The organism is Chitinophaga solisilvae (assembly GCF_009928525.1).
Lineage (GTDB): Bacteria > Bacteroidota > Bacteroidia > Chitinophagales > Chitinophagaceae > Chitinophaga > Chitinophaga solisilvae.
In genome coordinates this window covers 362,299-377,819 of the sequence record NZ_JAABOK010000008.1, presented here as the reverse complement: position 1 = coordinate 377,819, position 15,521 = coordinate 362,299, and the positions used below count along the sequence as shown (strand labels likewise).

The window sequence follows — 15,521 nt, the reverse complement described above, 5'->3', positions numbered from 1 at the left end:
TTTCCGTTGTAATTCGCCGCCGTTGGCGTAATTTGGAGGTATGAAACAACAGGAAGGAGAAATAGCACGCCTGCTGGCAGCAGCATTTCAGGATGAAGCCTTGTACAACGCCTACTACCAGGTGGCGGAAGAAAGAGTTTTCCGCAGGGGAGAAGTGCTGCTGGAACAGGGAAAGGTATGCCGCCACTGTTACAATATTATCTCCGGCCTGGTACGGGTATTTTATCTGAAAGATGGAAAGGATATTACGACTGCCTTCTGCTTTGCAGATGATACGGTATTTTCCATTGAAAGCGCTACGCGGCAGACACCCTGCCCTGAAACTTATGAAGTGCTGGAAGACAGCGTTATTGAGGTGATTGCATTTGAAGACCTCAACCGCCTGCGTCAGGAATTTCCGGTACTGGAGAAAGTCTGGACCCTCAGCATGGAAGCCTACGCCATCTGGCTGGAGGAGCGGGTTTACAGTATGCAGTTCTGCTCCGCGCGGGAAAGATATCAGCAGCTGTTGCAAAAATACCCGGAAATTATCCTGCAGGCCCGCCTCACCCATATCGCCTCTTACCTGGGCATTACCCTGGAAACTCTCAGCCGTATCCGGGCACAGGCAGGCTGACTGAATTTTATTTGACATTTATCAAATTCCTGCTGTTCGCCTTCGCGCACCTTTGCTGCATGAACAAACATGTAGCCAGATGCAGCTGTTTTCATTTTTTCCGGCAGGATTCAGACAGGTACTACCGGCACACCGCGGCCGGCTGATTTTCGTATATGCGTTATTGATAGCCGAAAATATTCTCAACCTCATCATGGGATGGGTAATGGGTTACACCATCAATGCCCTGGCCGCCGGAAACATTGCGGCCATCTGGCTCATTATAGCGCAGCTGCTGGGGTACCTGGTTACCGGAACGCTGCGCAGGTATGCGGATACCCGCGTGTATTCCGCCATCTATACGGACTTCGTGAATCATACCATTGCGGAGCAGCTGAAACGACATACGCCGGTATCGCTGATCAGCGCCAGGGTACACCTGTCGCGGGAGTATATTGAGCTCCTGGAAAAAGACATGGCATCGCTGGCAGGAATGTTTTTCAATGTGGCCGGTGCGGCGGTGATGCTGCTGGGTTATTCATTCCGCCTGTTTGCGGTCAGCCTGCTGGTGCTGGGCTTATGCCTGCTGATACTCCGGCGCTATGGCCGCGTAATCGGGAAGCCGAATAACAGCTATAACAACCTCCAGGAGCAGCAGGTGGATGTACTGATAGCAGGGAAGATGACGGCTGTAAAAAGATTGTTCCGCCTGATGCGCCTGCACCAGATCCGTATTTCAGATGCGGGTGCAGCGGCCTTCCTGGCCATGGAAATATTTCTCTTCGGCCTCATCGCCTATGCGGTATGGCTGGCTACGGGCGGTATGCCGGCCGGCGATGTATTCGGTATGCTGAACTACATCCTTTCCTTTGTTACCGGGATATACAGCCTGCCGCTCTTTGCTGAACGGATCAGCAGACTGAAAGATATCCGCGCCCGTCTCGATTAATGTAAAAACCTGTTATCATATGCAATCAGATCAACGCATCCGCGACCTGGATGCTGTAAGGGGAGTGGCACTCTGCGGGATACTGCTGGTGAATGCAGGCCTGTTTGCGTTCCCGGCGCTCTACCTGAATCCAATGGATTACTGGACCGATCCGGTGAACCGGTCGGTTATCTTCCTGACCAACTTTATCGGGGAAGGAAAATTTATCGCGATGTTCTCTTTTTTATTCGGACTGGGCTTTACCATTTTTCTGCAGGGTGCAGTGAAGAAGGGGCTGCATCCGGTGCGGCTGTTCCTGCGCCGTCTGGCAGTATTGCTGGGCATCGGCATCATGCACGCATATTTTATCTGGTTCGGAGATGTATTATGTCTGTATAGTGTGCTGGGTGTTGCATTGCTGTTCTTCCGCAACTGCCGGCCCCAAACGCTGCTGATATGGGCTTTTTGTCTGTTGACTGTTCCGGTGGTAATTTTTGTGGGCGGCGGGATGTTGACGGGCCCCGGTATATTTGCCGATCCGTCCGCAGCTGTCACTACTGCCCTCGGGAAGGGCGCACTGCATATCTACAGAACTGGTTCCTGGTTGGATATCTGGCGGCAAAACAGTACAGATGTGGTATCTACCCGCATCGGTTACCTGCTTGTCAGCCCGGTAATCTTCGCCATGTTTCTGCTGGGAGCTTATGCGGGAAAGAAAAATATTTTCAGGGATATAGCGGGGAATATGCCGTTAATCCGCCAGGTGCAGCTGTGGGGCGCTGTCACCGGATGGCCGCTGGCATTGCTGTCAGCCTGTTGTATGAATGCTGCGCCCGATTCGCTGGTATACAATTATACGCAGGTAATGGGCAGTTACCTGGGCGGACCGGCCATCGCTTTATTTTATATGGCCACGGTGGTGCGTTTTCTCCGCCATCCTGCCGGAAGGCGTATCCTGCAGCCGTTTGAGGCTGCCGGCCGGATGGCGGCCACCAATTACCTGATGCAGTCTGTAGGGTGCGTGCTTGTTTACTACAGCTTCGGGCTGGGCTGGTACGGCCGTAGTCCGCTGACGGGCTGGCTGGTATGGATATGTGTTTTCAGTCTGCAACTGTTACTAAGCAGCTGGTGGATGCGCAGGTTCCGCTCCGGACCTGTGGAGTGGCTCTGGCGCAGACTAACCTATGGCCGTCTGGCGCCGGAATATGCGAAGTAGAAGGGCTGCGATAGCAAGGCTGGTACACGTTGGTACCAGCCTTTTTTTCAGCTTTGCTGTAACGGCTTCAGTATTTTATAATCGATATAAAAAGTACCGAAGGGAATGAAACAGGCTACAATTACCTTCCAGGTGATCTGTGAAAATTTCCATCGCTGTTCAATACCGGCCTGCAGTGCGTTGAAGACAAACAACAGGAAAAGTACGCCGTGCACGGGGCCTATTGCCCTTACCCAGTCCGGGTTGCCTGCAAAATGTTTGGCCGGTACCGCAATGAATACCAATACTAATAAGGAGATGCCTTCCAGTAAGGCGAGGAGCCGTAAGCGTCCGATGGTGGTGGTGAAATATTTGAACATACATTAGAAGTTTCTGAAGTAAGGCCTGCCGGATAATGGTGAAAATGGCCAGGGAACTGCGAGGAATATTATCAGCAGGGCTAGGGAAAACCAGCAGAGCATGGCCCGGAATTTTTCCTGGTCTTCCGTTTTCCGCTTTGTCAGCGCCGACCCTGTCGTCAGTATAACAATGGCTGCCAGCATTAAGCCGGCATGTGTCAGCGCGTAAAAATTGATCTCCCGTATGGAGAAGGCCGTCTGCCTGTTTTTCCAGAAGTACTGTACAACCGGACTTTTTATATACAGCAGCATGCCGATCATCAGTTGTATATGCGCCGTGGTGGCCGTCCAATGCCGCAGGGCATTGTCCGTTCGCGTAAAGGCCCGCCGTTGCCGTAATCCCGTGAAGGCGCGGTATACGGACAGGCATATGCATAGCAGCACTATCCATCGCATGATGGAATGGGCGGGGAGTAAATATGGGTACATGATTTGTCTGGTTAGGAATTACGAATTACGAATTGCGAATTACGAATGAGAGCGAAGATGAAAGCGAATATCCGCTTACATCTTCGCTCTCATTCGTAATTCGCAATTCGTAATTCGTAATTCATGAAAGGCAAATGTATGCCAAAAAACATACTAATCAGTATGTTTTTGATTAAAAAAAATCACGTCAGACTGTGCAGGTAGTTTTTCAGCTCTTTCAGATAGGGGAGATAAACGGATCTGCTGTTTTCCAGCTTACCGAAATTGCGGATGCCCCAATAGCCGGAGATAATAAATAGTGTTACCTGGCGGGCATTGACATCTTTCCGGATGTATTTGTTTTTCTTTCCTCTCTCGATGGTCTGTATCATCACTTTTTCCCATTGCCGGGCGAGTTCGTCCAGCACTTGCGTGAAATCACTGTTCCAGGGCGTCATCTCGTAGGTGAAGTTGGCAGCGGGGCAGCCATATGCTACTTTCAGGAATTCGTTTTTCATCAGCAGGTGATGTATCAGCTGCCAGATGGCTTCTACGGGGTTTTCCTGCTGCTGTAACGGTACTATGAAGCTGTTTATCAGCGATGGCTTCATGATTTCATTGATGATAGCGATACCCATTTCGTCCTTGTTTTTGAAATGGTAATAGAAAGCGCCCTTTGTTACCTGCGTGGTAGCCAGAATATCATCCACGCTGGTGGTCTGATAACCTTTTACGTATATCAGTTCAAATGCCTTTTGCAGGATGTGCAGCCGGGTAGCTTCCGCTTTCTTCATAAAAAATACCGGTTAGTATTATCTGCAAAGGAACGAAATCCTGCTGGTTTCTGCAAATACCGTAAAGGATGTACCATATACTACATGTAAGGAGAAACCTTATATTTATATAAACTATGTTTTTTTAACCCGATTCCAAATCCCCTAAACAACCCTTTAATGAAAAGAAAAACCATTTTTCCCGCCATCGGATTACTGTTACTGGCAGCATCCTGTACCAAGCAACCGGCTGAAATGAATACCGGTACCACTACTAACCGTAACGTACATACGGAGTCTGTCAGCCTCGGCGCTCCGGTTGCAGAAGCCAAACTGTACAAGCTGCTGCCCGGCTATAAGAAATCCGATAAATTCGAGGCCAGCGGTGTGTATTATCTGAACGGATACTTTTACATTCCCTGTGATAACCGTTTTAAAATTGCCCGTATCAAAAGTTCATTACCGCTGAACAGCAGTCAGAATACCCTGCTGGGATCAGGATCCGGCGATTCTGATTTTGAAGGTATCACCTACAGTAACATTAGCCCGTCCCGTTTTTATGTGGTGGAAGAAGCTGTGGAAAATGGCAGCAGCTGGCAGCCCAGAATCAGGGAGTATGACAGCTCCATGAATTACCTGAGCAGCAAATGGGCAGGCTATAATTTTTCTGAAGATGAAAGCAACAAAGGATTTGAAGGCATTGCGCATGTATACCGTAACGGAGAAAGCTACCTGCTGGGGCTGGTAGAAGGCACCGGCAAAATTCCGGTATTAAGAAAAACAGCCTCGAAGTGGGAGAAGATAGCAGAAATTACACTGCCTGCCGGCGCCGACTTCGGCGACTATTCAGACATAGCGGTGTACGGCAGCAAGGTCGCCATTACTTCACAGGAAGATGCGCTGTTATGGATCGGTACCCTGAGCGATACATCCTGGAGTATCAGCGGGGGCACTACCTACAGCTTCCCGACCGGCAATGACCAGGGTGTTGTAGGCCCTGGCGGCAAAGTGCTGTACGGCAATGTGGAAGGTGTATCGTTTATCAGCGCTACACAGATTGTAGTGGTGTCTGATAAGGTCAAATCTGATCAGCCGGATTACCAGTCTTACAAGGATCAGTCTGTACATGTGTTTAATTTACCATAGTGCCTGATTCCTTTATCTGCTCAGCCTCCGGGAACCATAAGCCCGGAGGCTGTTTCATGTATGCTGCCTGTGTGTGGTTATGCAGGTCCGGCATTGTAAAGCAATGTCCTTTTATGATCTCTGTTTCTTTCCGGGCATCTACCTGTAAAATACCTCCGGCAGTCTGGTCAGGAAGTATGAAGGCGGGCTGCCGGTCACTACCCTGCGGCCATGGGTACAGGCGCTGGAATGAGCTGCTGCCCCCGTTTTGCTGTAAAATATTTAACATTATTTCAAAAATTGAACAGTGTTAAATATATTTGTATCATGTTAAGTAAAAAAGAACTGCAGGAACAGCGGGTGAGGGGATATTTTATAGACGCTACCAAAGAGCTGCTGAAAAGCGAAGGACTGAAAAGCGTCAGCGTCCGTAATATTGCTGACAAAGCCGGCTATTCCTTCGCTACCCTGTACAATTATTTTAAAGATGTGAAAGACCTGGTCTTCCTCTGTGTGAAGGACTTCCGGGCTGAGTGCATGCTGTCGGTACAGGCAGCAACGAGCCGCATGTCACCTGGCAGCAAACGGCTCAAAGCCGTGGTACTCGCCTACATACAGTATTTTATTCAGTACCCCGGCATCTATGACCTGTTCTTCAATGAAAAATTATCTGAGATAGATCGTACCGGCCATACGGCAGATCTTGTCAGCTCCCTGCTGCCGGAGCTGTGTGCTGCCGACTGGGAAGCGCTCCGCAAAGAAAACAGTGTAGCCCCGCGGGAAATAACCGCCAGGAACGCCGCCCTGCTTTACTGCACCACCGGCCTGCTGGCGCTGTATCTCAACAGGCGGCACCCGGATAACTATGAGGCATTTGTGAAACAGGCAGGTCAGGTAATTGATCTGCATTTAAAAATAACAGTATGAGTTCGAGAAAAGAATTGAAAGAGGCCTACAGGGCCATGCAGTTCAGGAAAGGTGTGTACCAGCTGCGTAACCAGCGTAACAATAAATTATTTATCGGCAGCAGCATGGATGTAGACAGAGCCTGGAACTCCCTGCGGATACAGCTGATGAGCGGATCTTTTGCTAACGAGGCATTGCAGCGCGACTGGAACGAACAGCAGGGCCAGGACTTCCACTACGAAATTGTAGAAGTGCTGCAGGAAAAGGAAACAGATGACCCCGGCACCGATTACAAAGAAGGCATTAAAACCCTGGAAAAGCTGGTGATGATGGAGCTGGAACCGTATGGGGAGAAGGGGTATCATCAGAGAAAGGAGAAGTGATTTTGGGATTTACGGATTTACGGATTTTGGAATTTTGAGATTTAAAATGCAGCAAAGATCTTCGCGGAAAACATTTGCTGCATTTTAAATCTCAAAATTCCAAAATTCCCAAATCCGTAAATCACTCCTCAAATTACCTGTCTTTCCGGTAGTCATAAATTATCTCTCCGTTCCGGATCGTATAAGCTACTTCCGAAAAATGGCGGATATCGGTATGGGGGTCTGCTTTCAGTAGAACGATGTCTGCGTCCATGCCTTTGGCAATGCGGCCGCTGCTGGCTTCCTTGCCAAAACGTTTAGCCGGCGCCGTAGTCAGGGCAGCGAGTATCTGATCAAAGTTCAGTCCGGCCTGGGAGAGGAACAGGAATTCTTCCGTTGTACTGTAGTCGGTAACATACCCTACGTCGGTGCCGAACAGTATTTCTCCGCCGGCTTTTGCCAGGGCGCCCAGTTGCTGCAGCGCTGTTGTCATCAGCGGGTTGTTCATGTCGGTGACGCCATTTCTTTCCAGTTCCCATTTATATAATTTCAGGGTAGGTATCACCGCCATGTGGTGTTGCTGTATCAGGGTTATTTCTTCCGGCGTCCAGCTACGGTAGCCGTCAGGGGATACATGTGCCAGTACGTCTACGCCGCCGGCTATGGCGATGGATAATCCTGTGTCTGCCGTAGGGTGGGCAAACACTGGTTTATGTAACCGGTGTGCGGCGCCGGCAGCGGCTTTTACAATCTCCAGCGGCATGGGTACTATGCCATGTCCGTCCGGGGAGGCGGACCACAGCTTGATGCCATCAGCGCCGTCTGCCAGCTGCCGGGCAGCATAGGCGGCTGCTTCTTCCGGAACGCCTATTTCCCGCAGTTTGAGCGGTCTGATATAAAAGGGGCTGCCGTTGGGCGGAGCAAAGGGTACGCCGGCAGTAAGTATGGCTGGCCCTTTCACTTCGCCGGATTGTACCCTGGCTTTTAATGCCAGCAGGTTCGGGAAATCGAGGCAGGCAAGGTCAAAGGCATGTGTGAACCCGTAACCGGTGAGCATACGTTGCATCTGCCGGGTAAGCGTTGCTGCCGGCTGCGTAGCGGCATTGAACCATGCCGGCTCCATAAAATGCACATGACTGTTCCAGAAGCCGGCCATGAGCACCAGCCCTTTACAGTCCAGCACTTTCATGCCTGCAGGAATCTTTATCTGCCCGGAAGTGCCTGCAGCGGTGATTTTCCCGCCCCGGGTGATAACGATGCCGTTTTCAACCGGCGGCTTGCCGGGAGCAGTGTATATGCGCGCACCGGTGAGCGCCAGCCTTTCAGGGGCGGCAGACTGTGCATAGAAAATACGCGGAAGCAATAGTAGTAATGCCAGCAATAATGTTTTCATCATTTGGATCATTGAATATGTAAAGGAGATTTTTTGTCTTCATAAAAAATGGTAACGATATCGTTTTTCATCAGGTATCACCGGCAGCATGGTTATCAAGCGCCTCTTCCGGCCTCTGCATTTTTCTGATGGTAAATATAGGCAGGAATGTATCAGGCAGTATGATATGAGGGATGATGCAGGATTACTTTGTGGTGAAACCGGTGATTGATGTGATGAAATCCTGCTGACCCGCAAAAAATAATTTGCGCAACCGATTAGTTGCTTATATTTGCAACTGACTGGTTGCATGTAAATCACCGATACCATGAGAAGAGATGTATTTCAGGCCATAGCCGACCCTACGCGGCGCGCCATCATATTACTGATTGCCATAAAAGCAATGACGCCCAACGCTATTGCTACGCACTTCGACATTACCCGGCAGGCAGTTTCCAAACACCTGCGCATTTTAACAGAATGTGAGCTGGTGAAAACAGAACAGTCGGGCAGAGAAATATTCTATGAGCTGAATGGGACAAAGATGCTGGAAGTAGACAAATGGCTGGCAGCATTCCGGAAGCTATGGGAGAGTCGCTTTAATGAACTTGACCAGGTATTATTAACCATGAAAAAAAATAAGCAATGAGTAACAAGTTAGCATTTGATTTTACGGTTGACAAGGAAAACAAAACCATTGTCATTAAACGGGAATTTGATGCAGCGCTCCCGCTTGTCTGGGATGCCTACACCAAAAGTGAAATACTGGATCGCTGGTGGGGACCTAAACCCTGGAAAGCCCGGACCCGCTCGCAGGACTTCCGCGAAGGCGGCAGCTGGCATTATTCCATGATAGGCCCGGAAGGCGAAGAACACTGGGCGGTACTGAACTATATCACCATTGAAAACCAGAAAAAATTTATCTGCGAGGATGCTTTTGCAGACGCTGCAGGTAATGTCAGTACTGATCTGCCCCAGGCCAGATGGGTCGTTACCTTTACTGATAAAGGACCGGTTACCCTGGTAGAATCGCTCATCAGTTTTGATGATCTGGCACAGCTGGAAAAAGTAATAGAGATGGGTATGGGCGACGGACTTACCATGGCCATGCAGAACCTGGACGAATTGCTGCCCCTCCTGAAAAAATAAAACTTCCTGCTGAAAGCATCAACTGCCTGATAAAATTATCATGCTATTGTATAATCAAAATACCGAATGTATCTTTATTTGAAATTAAACAACTATGAAAAGCAAAATTCTATTTGTTGTCAGCCTGCTCTTCGGGCTGATGTTCATCAACGCCGGTCTTAACAAGTTTTTAAATTACATGCCGCCACCACAGGATTTACCTGAAAACCTGGCCCGCATGATGAAGGCGTCTATGGACATCACCTGGTTAATGCCACTGGTGGGCATTGCTGAAATAGTAGGTGGCATCCTGTTTATCACCAACCGGTTCAGGGCACTCGGAGCGCTCATCATTTTTCCGGTAATGGTAGGCGTTTTATTAACCAACATCACCGCTGCCCCATCCGGATTATCGATCGCTCTGCCGCTGTTTGCCATCCTCATCTGGGCTATCATCGACAACAAAGAGAAATTCATGCCGCTGATCAGAAAATAGATCGTCACTGATTATTTGAGATTTGGTCAATTTATTTATCCCTTTGGTCATTTGAGACATTTTATTATGTAGTTATTTGAGATTTTGCAGCTCATCAGGATTTTCCTTTACACCTGTACATGCAGAAGGAAATTCTGATGAGCTGCAAAATCTCAAATAGCTACATAATAAAATGTCTCAAGTGGCAAAAGGGAAAATTTTTTTGAAGGCAGCTGACAGACTGTTGTCACCATGAGGTATTTACTTTGTATCCATAATAAAAAGCCATCGCTATGAAACAAGTACAACCTTTCAGCATCAACATTCCACAGAACATCCTGGATGAATTACAGGTCAGATTAAAACATACCCGCCTGCCCGATGAGAAGGAAGGCAGTGGGTGGGAGTATGGCGCCAATCTGGCCTATATGAAAGACCTGATGCATTACTGGGAACATTCCTACAACTGGCGGGAGCAGGAAGCCGCCATGAATAAGTTCAGCCACTTTACCGCGGATGTGAAGGGTACCCAGGTACATTTCATCCATGAAAAAGGAAAAGGTCCTAATCCGATTCCGCTGATCCTTACCCACGGCTGGCCGGATTCTTTCTATCGTTTCCTGAAAATAATTCCGATGCTCACCGATCCCGAAAAATACGGCGGCCGCGCGGAAGATTCCTTTGATGTCATTATTCCTTCTGTACCTGGTTTCGGATTCTCTGAAAAAATAGCCTTATCTCAGGGCCCCGTTGCGGATCTCTGGGCTTCCCTGATGACAGAAACACTGGGATACGACCGCTTCATGGCAGCTGGCGGAGATCTCGGTACCGGCGTAGTGAAAGAACTGGCTAATAGATACCCGCAACATGTAACGGCTATCCACTTAACGGATGTGGGCTATCCTACCGGTACGGAGAACTGGGCGGAAATGTCTCCGGCAGAACAGCAGTTCGGTCAGTATATCCAGCACTGGTGGATGACAGAAGGCGCCTATAACATGATACAGTCTACCAAACCGCAGACAATCGCCTATGCGCTCACCGATTCCCCGTCAGGACTCGCTGCCTGGTTTATTGAAAAATTCTACACCTGGAGTGCCTGCAAGGATAACCTGGATAGCCACTTCAGTAAAGATGAACTGCTCACCAATATCATGATCTACTGGGTAACCGGTACTGCCGGCAGCGCCGCACGCATGTACCTGGAAGTTGCCAGAAGCGTTTATATGAACCCGGCGGCGCAACCCGCTAAAAGGGTAGAAGTGCCAACTGCTTTCGCTTCCTTCCCCGGAGATGCCCCCGTGCCACGTGAATGGGCCGAACGCCAGGTGAACCTGCAACGCCATACCATTATGCCGGAAGGCGGCCACTTCAGCGCCTGGGAAAAACCTACACTATACGCCAACGACATACGTGCTTTTGCACAGTCATTCCGTTAATCAATGTTCAGTATGCAGCCTTATTAAAACGGACATAATTTTTATGTCCGTTTTTTATTACAGCCAAAAAAGCCGGCGACAGTTTACACTGCCGCCGGCAAAAATACTTCCCGGCTGATATCCCATCAGCCGTTTACTACTGTTGAAATCAAGGACACTGGTAGCATACTGGTCTACCGGTAATAGGACGTGTTTCACAGTCACTGGTGCGGGTAAGCGCCGCAAAACCACCACCAAGTAATGCCTGCTGATACGGGGTCAGTGTAGTCAGTGTGTCTTTTTTCAGGACAAGTTTCTTCTTCAGGTTAATGTTTTTCTTTTTCATAACAAGTATTAAAATTAATTACAGCCTCCCCTGTCTTTTACATAGCTGTAGCGCCATGGGGCGGATATTCAGCGCCTTAAAATCTGTGATGGAAAAAATGGTGGTCAGGTTAATGGTGAGTGCAACGGGTTAATTATTTTGACACACTTCAAATTAAGGAAAGTTTCCTGAAATAACACAAAAAAATTTTGCTGCAGCACCTGTGAAGATACTGCAGCAAAACTGCGGTAATGATAAACGGTCAGAATTCAAGCGGCAGCTGCATATTCACCGCCAGCGGTTCCAGATTTTCCAGGGATTTCTGCAGACGCATCTGGAGTTCTTTTTTTTCTTTCAGATGAAATAATAACAACCGCACGGGATTCTTTGGCAGATAAACATCTATCGTCAGCCTGCTTTTACGATCACCCGTTTTTTCCACGGTATAGAAGTTGACCCGTTTCTGCTTCTCGGCCGTTTCACTGAAAACTACACGCTGCTCCGGATTGTAGGAAAAGCTGCTGGTAAACATCAGCACCGTTTCCCCGTTATCCATCACATGCAGATGACGGCTGCCCACACCCGGCAGAAAATGTTCCACCTCTGTAACGCCCTGTACGCCTTCCTGCCACTGATGCCGGAACTCAAAATGCACCACCGTAAAACACAGCGTTTTAATATCGGTATCATATTCCCGTGTCAGCGAAAGTACTTTCACCTTATCCGTCATCACCGGGTATTGCTCCGGCTCCGGCGGAATCATATTTTTAAGTTCACTCAGCTGGGTGTAATGAAACGGTATGCTGCCTGTCTCCGTCTGTTTGATACTGGCGTCCCATTTCATCCATTGCGCCAGATCAGGCGGAGGACCGCTCAGCAGGTTGTCTGTTATCAGCCAGTACTCATGCTGTGCGATATCATTCTTCAGCAGCTGATGTGCTACTATCACATCCTTACCGATGAGCTTACTGAAATTTTTTACCTGATATGTGGTAAACTCCCCGTAATGCGTGATTATCTTCAGCGTCAGATCCACCGCCGATACACAGGCTTTGCACTGGCATATCTTACGGTGATCGTATGCGTTGAGGTGACGGTGAAATTCACAGAACATTTTTTCTACCTGCCTGTATAATGCAGGTAAATCCAGCGGATCGCCGAATTTGTAAAACAGGATAGCATCGCCTTCTATTTCGGATATCTCAAGGCCGGTATCGTTGGCGTTGATCAATACTTCCAGCAGTTGCTGAATGATATGCCGGCTATGCCCGATCTCGATTTCATTCACAAAACGCGTAAAGCCACTTATGTCCGGAATGAAAAGCAGCCCTTTATTTTCCATCTTTTTTTCTTTGAATAAAGATAGTAAAAAGACAGGTTAACTGCTGCTTTTCACGGTATACCAATGCATTTCAGCCTGCAAGGTTACACAGCTTTCCTGCGCAGTATACGGGCTGCACTGTCCGATGCAATTATCAATCCGCCTGCCAGCATGATCACATCTTTCAGTACCAGCCTGCCAGGTCCCGCCAGATAAGGAAATCCATGTGCAGGGCCGCCCAGATCCGGCACATACGCTTCCGGTGTGGTCACCAGAAAGGATAAGGTCACCAGCGACATACCGGCTGTGAGCAGGCCGCCCCACAGCCCGGTCTGCGGATAATAAATACCTGACAGCACCAGCAGACTGATAACAATGATGACCGCCCCCAATGCCCATGAAAAAATATAGGTGCCGTTTTCCCGGTGCCATTGTATATTTTCCATCACCACTTTCCCTTCAGGATTTTTATGCGCTTTGTATTCGGCATAGGGCCGCTGGTAAAAGAAACGCATGAACGGACTGTTAGCAACAAACGGCACAATGCCGTCTGCCTCGTACTGACACGCTTTCAGCGCGCCTATCCAGGCCATCACCAGAAAAATAGCGATGCGCAGGAAATGAATAAACCGGGATTGTAAGGAGGCCAGTAATGTCAGCATAATTATCTTTTTAGGTACTGCAAAACTATACCGGCACCGCGGGTCAGCCCATAGACGAATAGGGATTTCCGATGGATAAATGTGCAACCGGTGAAATACCTACGCTTTCCCGGAAGGCGGTAGGGGCAATACCTGTATGCTTTTTGAAATACCTGCTGAAATAATGCTCGTCATCGAAATGCAGTATCGCTGCTATCTCCTTGATACTTCTGAAAGAAAGATGAATCAGTTTTTTTGCTTCCAGTATAACCCGCTCCTGTATCAGGTCTGACGGAGATTTCAGAAAATACGCGCGGCAGTTTTTGGAGAAGGTATTGGGCGACATGCCCAGTTGCGCTGCATAGAATGCCGGCCCTCTTTCCCTGATAAAATGCTGCTCCAGCAGTTCTTTGAACTGCGCCACAGGATGATGTATTTTCTGCTCCGCAGCTGCCGGCGCAGCATTTACTTTCGTCTTGCTGCTGATGGCGAGAATCAGCTGCAGGTAGGTACGCGCTATTGCCCGCGAATAGGGATCATGGTATGGCAGCTCCTGTTCCAGTTGCGCTGTCAGCTCTTTCAGCCGCATAAACATCTCCGGGTCAACACTGATGAAAGGCTGTGCATAAATATTGTTAAACAGCAGGCCGTTACAGGCTACTTCTTCCTTATGATACGCGATACAGTAATAATCACTGTGAAACCATAGTACCCTGACCGGTTGCGCCGTATCGAAATGTACCAGTTGCCAGGGCGTGGTAAACAACACGGTATAACGGGTATAGCTGTATTGGGTAACATCGGCGGTAAGCCGGCCCTCTTCCTCCAGGAAGAAAATACCATATAAAGGTCTGGCCCCTTGTTGGTTAAAGGTTTCGGCGCTTGCTTCTTCAATGAGGCAGTGGTAGTTATCCGGTGTCGGCTTCTCCATGTATGACGGTATAAAAATCAAAGGTAGGGAGCCTGCGGCGGATTTAAATGCGCAAGCGTCCTGCTGCATTTAAATTCTCCCTTCTCAGCATCTCCCTCATCCGGAAATTTTTACTCCGCTATTTTACATCCGTGTTCCTGACCGGTGAGTGCCTGTTCCAGCGCGTTACCGTCTATCATCGCCCAGTGTTCAATAATGCGGCTTGCTGATAGCCTGAACTGCCGGTAACCCACCACGCTCACGGTTTTACCGGTAGGAGCTATATTCCGCCATTCGCCGGTATGCAATAAAGTCATTTTGATTTTGATGATGACCTTATCTTCTTCAGCTACGGCATCGGTGATAAGGGTATGCGATTCAAAAGAGGCATTGTTGATGTGTACCCATTGCCGGAGCCCTGCTGCATCGGCGGATAGGGGCGCAGGCAGCGAATGGTCGGTAAAGTCGGGATGCAGGAACATTTCCAGGTTACCGGTGTTGGATTCATTCCATACTTCATGGATAAATCTCCGGATCAGTGCTTTGTTTTCAGTGATGTTCATGGTAATATTTTTTTGTTGTAACAAAAGTATTACCGTAACAGCAGGTACACCTGCGTCAAACGTCACAAAGTTGGTCAGCTGGTTCTTTTTCTGATACGGCTCAGCGTTTCGCGCGAGATACCGATATAGGAGCTGAGCTGGGTAAGGGAAACTCTTTGCAGCAGTGTGGGGCGGTCGGTTAATACCGACTGGTAGCGTTCTTCCGGCGTGTTCACCTTGAGCCAGTCGTTATGTGTTTCCTGTTCTATCAGCATTTTTTCCAGCCATAGCTTCCCAAAGGCAACAATGTCGGGCGATTGCTGATAGATGCGGTAAAGATCATCTTCCTGCCATCTCCATAAAATGCTGTCTTCATAGGTTTGTATAGTATATACCGATGGCTGCTGCGCGCGCAGGCTCGCCAGGTTGGTGAAGAACGTATTTTCAAAGTAGAAACTGGTGTTGATTTCTTTTCCGGCTTTAGTATGAAAGGTACGGCAGGCGCCATTTTCAATATACCAGATATGGCGGCAGCGGCTTCCTTCTGCCAGCAGTACGGTCCCCTTTTTTACGGCGGCTACCTGTGCTGCACCGGTAAATAATTCCAGGGCCGGCGCCGGCAGGGGGGCTACGGTAGCAATATGACTGATAAGCAATCCGGGTACTTTTTCCATCAGA

Annotated in this window: 21 protein-coding genes; 10 read left to right on the top strand and 11 right to left on the bottom strand. The window is 48.8% G+C overall.

From position 1 onward, the window contains the following. The first annotated feature begins 40 nt into the window (after positions 1 to 40). From GWG06_RS18920 to GWG06_RS18910, 3 genes are all read left to right on the top strand, one after another. The gene (locus tag GWG06_RS18920; RefSeq protein WP_127035520.1) at positions 41 to 616 is read left to right on the top strand and encodes a Crp/Fnr family transcriptional regulator; all 576 of its coding nucleotides are present in this window, start codon (positions 41 to 43) and stop codon (positions 614 to 616) included. Positions 617 to 695: 79 nt separating this feature from the next. Next, complete coding sequence (locus tag GWG06_RS18915) at positions 696 to 1,544, top strand: ABC transporter six-transmembrane domain-containing protein (protein WP_160715141.1); 849 nt, start codon at positions 696 to 698, stop codon at positions 1,542 to 1,544. Between the two features lie 19 nt (positions 1,545 to 1,563). Beyond that, the gene (locus tag GWG06_RS18910) at positions 1,564 to 2,739 is read left to right on the top strand and encodes a DUF418 domain-containing protein (protein ID WP_160715139.1); all 1,176 of its coding nucleotides are present in this window, start codon (positions 1,564 to 1,566) and stop codon (positions 2,737 to 2,739) included. A 47-nt stretch (positions 2,740 to 2,786) separates the two neighbouring features. Here GWG06_RS18910 and GWG06_RS18905 read toward each other — a convergent pair whose 3' ends face one another. From GWG06_RS18905 to GWG06_RS18895, 3 genes are all read right to left on the bottom strand, one after another. Then, positions 2,787 to 3,098 (bottom strand): DUF3817 domain-containing protein, encoded by a 312-nt coding sequence (locus GWG06_RS18905; protein WP_160715137.1) that lies wholly within the window; start codon positions 3,096 to 3,098, stop codon positions 2,787 to 2,789. A 3-nt stretch (positions 3,099 to 3,101) separates the two neighbouring features. Then, positions 3,102 to 3,566 (bottom strand): hypothetical protein, encoded by a 465-nt coding sequence (locus GWG06_RS18900; RefSeq protein ID WP_127035528.1) that lies wholly within the window; start codon positions 3,564 to 3,566, stop codon positions 3,102 to 3,104. 182 nt (positions 3,567 to 3,748) lie between these two features. Further along, entirely contained in the window at positions 3,749 to 4,339 is a 591-nt protein-coding gene (locus GWG06_RS18895; protein ID WP_160715135.1) for a TetR/AcrR family transcriptional regulator, read from the bottom strand. Positions 4,340 to 4,498: 159 nt separating this feature from the next. On the opposite strand from GWG06_RS18895, the gene GWG06_RS18890 reads away from it, so the two are divergent. After that, the gene (locus GWG06_RS18890) at positions 4,499 to 5,464 is read left to right on the top strand and encodes an esterase-like activity of phytase family protein (protein WP_160715133.1); all 966 of its coding nucleotides are present in this window, start codon (positions 4,499 to 4,501) and stop codon (positions 5,462 to 5,464) included. Here GWG06_RS18890 and GWG06_RS18885 read toward each other — a convergent pair. Then, positions 5,451 to 5,732 (bottom strand): hypothetical protein, encoded by a 282-nt coding sequence (locus GWG06_RS18885; RefSeq protein ID WP_160715132.1) that lies wholly within the window; start codon positions 5,730 to 5,732, stop codon positions 5,451 to 5,453. The two genes, GWG06_RS18890 and GWG06_RS18885, sit on opposite strands and share 14 nt — an antisense overlap. 38 nt (positions 5,733 to 5,770) lie before the next feature. Between GWG06_RS18885 and GWG06_RS18880 the strand changes: the two genes are divergently transcribed. Both GWG06_RS18880 and GWG06_RS18875 read left to right on the top strand, forming a co-directional pair. Then, the gene (locus tag GWG06_RS18880) at positions 5,771 to 6,370 is read left to right on the top strand and encodes a TetR/AcrR family transcriptional regulator (protein WP_160715131.1); all 600 of its coding nucleotides are present in this window, start codon (positions 5,771 to 5,773) and stop codon (positions 6,368 to 6,370) included. Beyond that, positions 6,367 to 6,732 carry a GIY-YIG nuclease family protein gene (locus GWG06_RS18875; RefSeq protein ID WP_127035538.1) on the top strand — a complete coding sequence of 122 codons (366 nt, stop codon included), beginning with the start codon at positions 6,367 to 6,369 and terminating at the stop codon, positions 6,730 to 6,732. Before GWG06_RS18880 ends, GWG06_RS18875 begins: the two co-directional genes overlap by 4 nt. A gap of 133 nt (positions 6,733 to 6,865) precedes the next feature. On the opposite strand, the gene GWG06_RS18870 is transcribed toward GWG06_RS18875, so the two are convergent. Continuing rightward, positions 6,866 to 8,107: an amidohydrolase family protein gene (locus GWG06_RS18870; protein WP_160715130.1), complete on the bottom strand. Its 1,242-nt coding sequence runs from the start codon at positions 8,105 to 8,107 to the stop codon at positions 6,866 to 6,868. 304 nt (positions 8,108 to 8,411) lie between these two features. Between GWG06_RS18870 and GWG06_RS18865 the strand changes: the two genes are divergently transcribed. The 4 genes from GWG06_RS18865 (at position 8,412) to GWG06_RS18850 (ending at position 11,125) form a co-directional block, all read left to right on the top strand. After that, positions 8,412 to 8,732: an ArsR/SmtB family transcription factor gene (locus GWG06_RS18865; RefSeq protein WP_127035542.1), complete on the top strand. Its 321-nt coding sequence runs from the start codon at positions 8,412 to 8,414 to the stop codon at positions 8,730 to 8,732. Continuing rightward, positions 8,729 to 9,232: an SRPBCC family protein gene (locus tag GWG06_RS18860; RefSeq protein WP_160715129.1), complete on the top strand. Its 504-nt coding sequence runs from the start codon at positions 8,729 to 8,731 to the stop codon at positions 9,230 to 9,232. Before GWG06_RS18865 ends, GWG06_RS18860 begins: the two co-directional genes overlap by 4 nt. A 94-nt stretch (positions 9,233 to 9,326) precedes the next feature. Continuing rightward, positions 9,327 to 9,707, top strand: a complete 381-nt coding sequence (locus GWG06_RS18855) for a DoxX family protein (protein WP_127035546.1) — start codon at positions 9,327 to 9,329, stop codon at positions 9,705 to 9,707. 272 nt (positions 9,708 to 9,979) lie between these two features. Continuing rightward, the gene (locus GWG06_RS18850) at positions 9,980 to 11,125 is read left to right on the top strand and encodes an epoxide hydrolase family protein (protein WP_160715128.1); all 1,146 of its coding nucleotides are present in this window, start codon (positions 9,980 to 9,982) and stop codon (positions 11,123 to 11,125) included. 148 nt (positions 11,126 to 11,273) lie between these two features. Here GWG06_RS18850 and GWG06_RS18845 read toward each other — a convergent pair whose 3' ends face one another. From GWG06_RS18845 to GWG06_RS18820, 6 genes are all read right to left on the bottom strand, one after another. After that, on the bottom strand, positions 11,274 to 11,450 hold the full coding sequence (locus GWG06_RS18845) for a class I lanthipeptide (RefSeq protein ID WP_160715127.1): 177 nt from the start codon (positions 11,448 to 11,450) through the stop codon (positions 11,274 to 11,276). Positions 11,451 to 11,691: 241 nt separating this feature from the next. Continuing rightward, on the bottom strand, positions 11,692 to 12,771 hold the full coding sequence (locus tag GWG06_RS18840) for a DUF2652 domain-containing protein (protein ID WP_160715126.1): 1,080 nt from the start codon (positions 12,769 to 12,771) through the stop codon (positions 11,692 to 11,694). 83 nt (positions 12,772 to 12,854) lie between these two features. Next, a complete protein-coding gene (locus GWG06_RS18835; protein WP_160715125.1) occupies positions 12,855 to 13,412 on the bottom strand; it encodes a DUF417 family protein in 558 nt (185 codons plus the stop codon). Between the two features lie 43 nt (positions 13,413 to 13,455). After that, positions 13,456 to 14,322, bottom strand: a complete 867-nt coding sequence (locus GWG06_RS18830) for a helix-turn-helix domain-containing protein (RefSeq protein ID WP_160715124.1) — start codon at positions 14,320 to 14,322, stop codon at positions 13,456 to 13,458. Positions 14,323 to 14,432: 110 nt separating this feature from the next. Further along, on the bottom strand, positions 14,433 to 14,864 hold the full coding sequence (locus GWG06_RS18825; RefSeq protein ID WP_160715123.1) for an ester cyclase: 432 nt from the start codon (positions 14,862 to 14,864) through the stop codon (positions 14,433 to 14,435). 74 nt (positions 14,865 to 14,938) lie between these two features. After that, the gene (locus GWG06_RS18820; RefSeq protein ID WP_127035558.1) at positions 14,939 to 15,517 is read right to left on the bottom strand and encodes a Crp/Fnr family transcriptional regulator; all 579 of its coding nucleotides are present in this window, start codon (positions 15,515 to 15,517) and stop codon (positions 14,939 to 14,941) included. Positions 15,518 to 15,521: the final 4 nt, after the last annotated feature.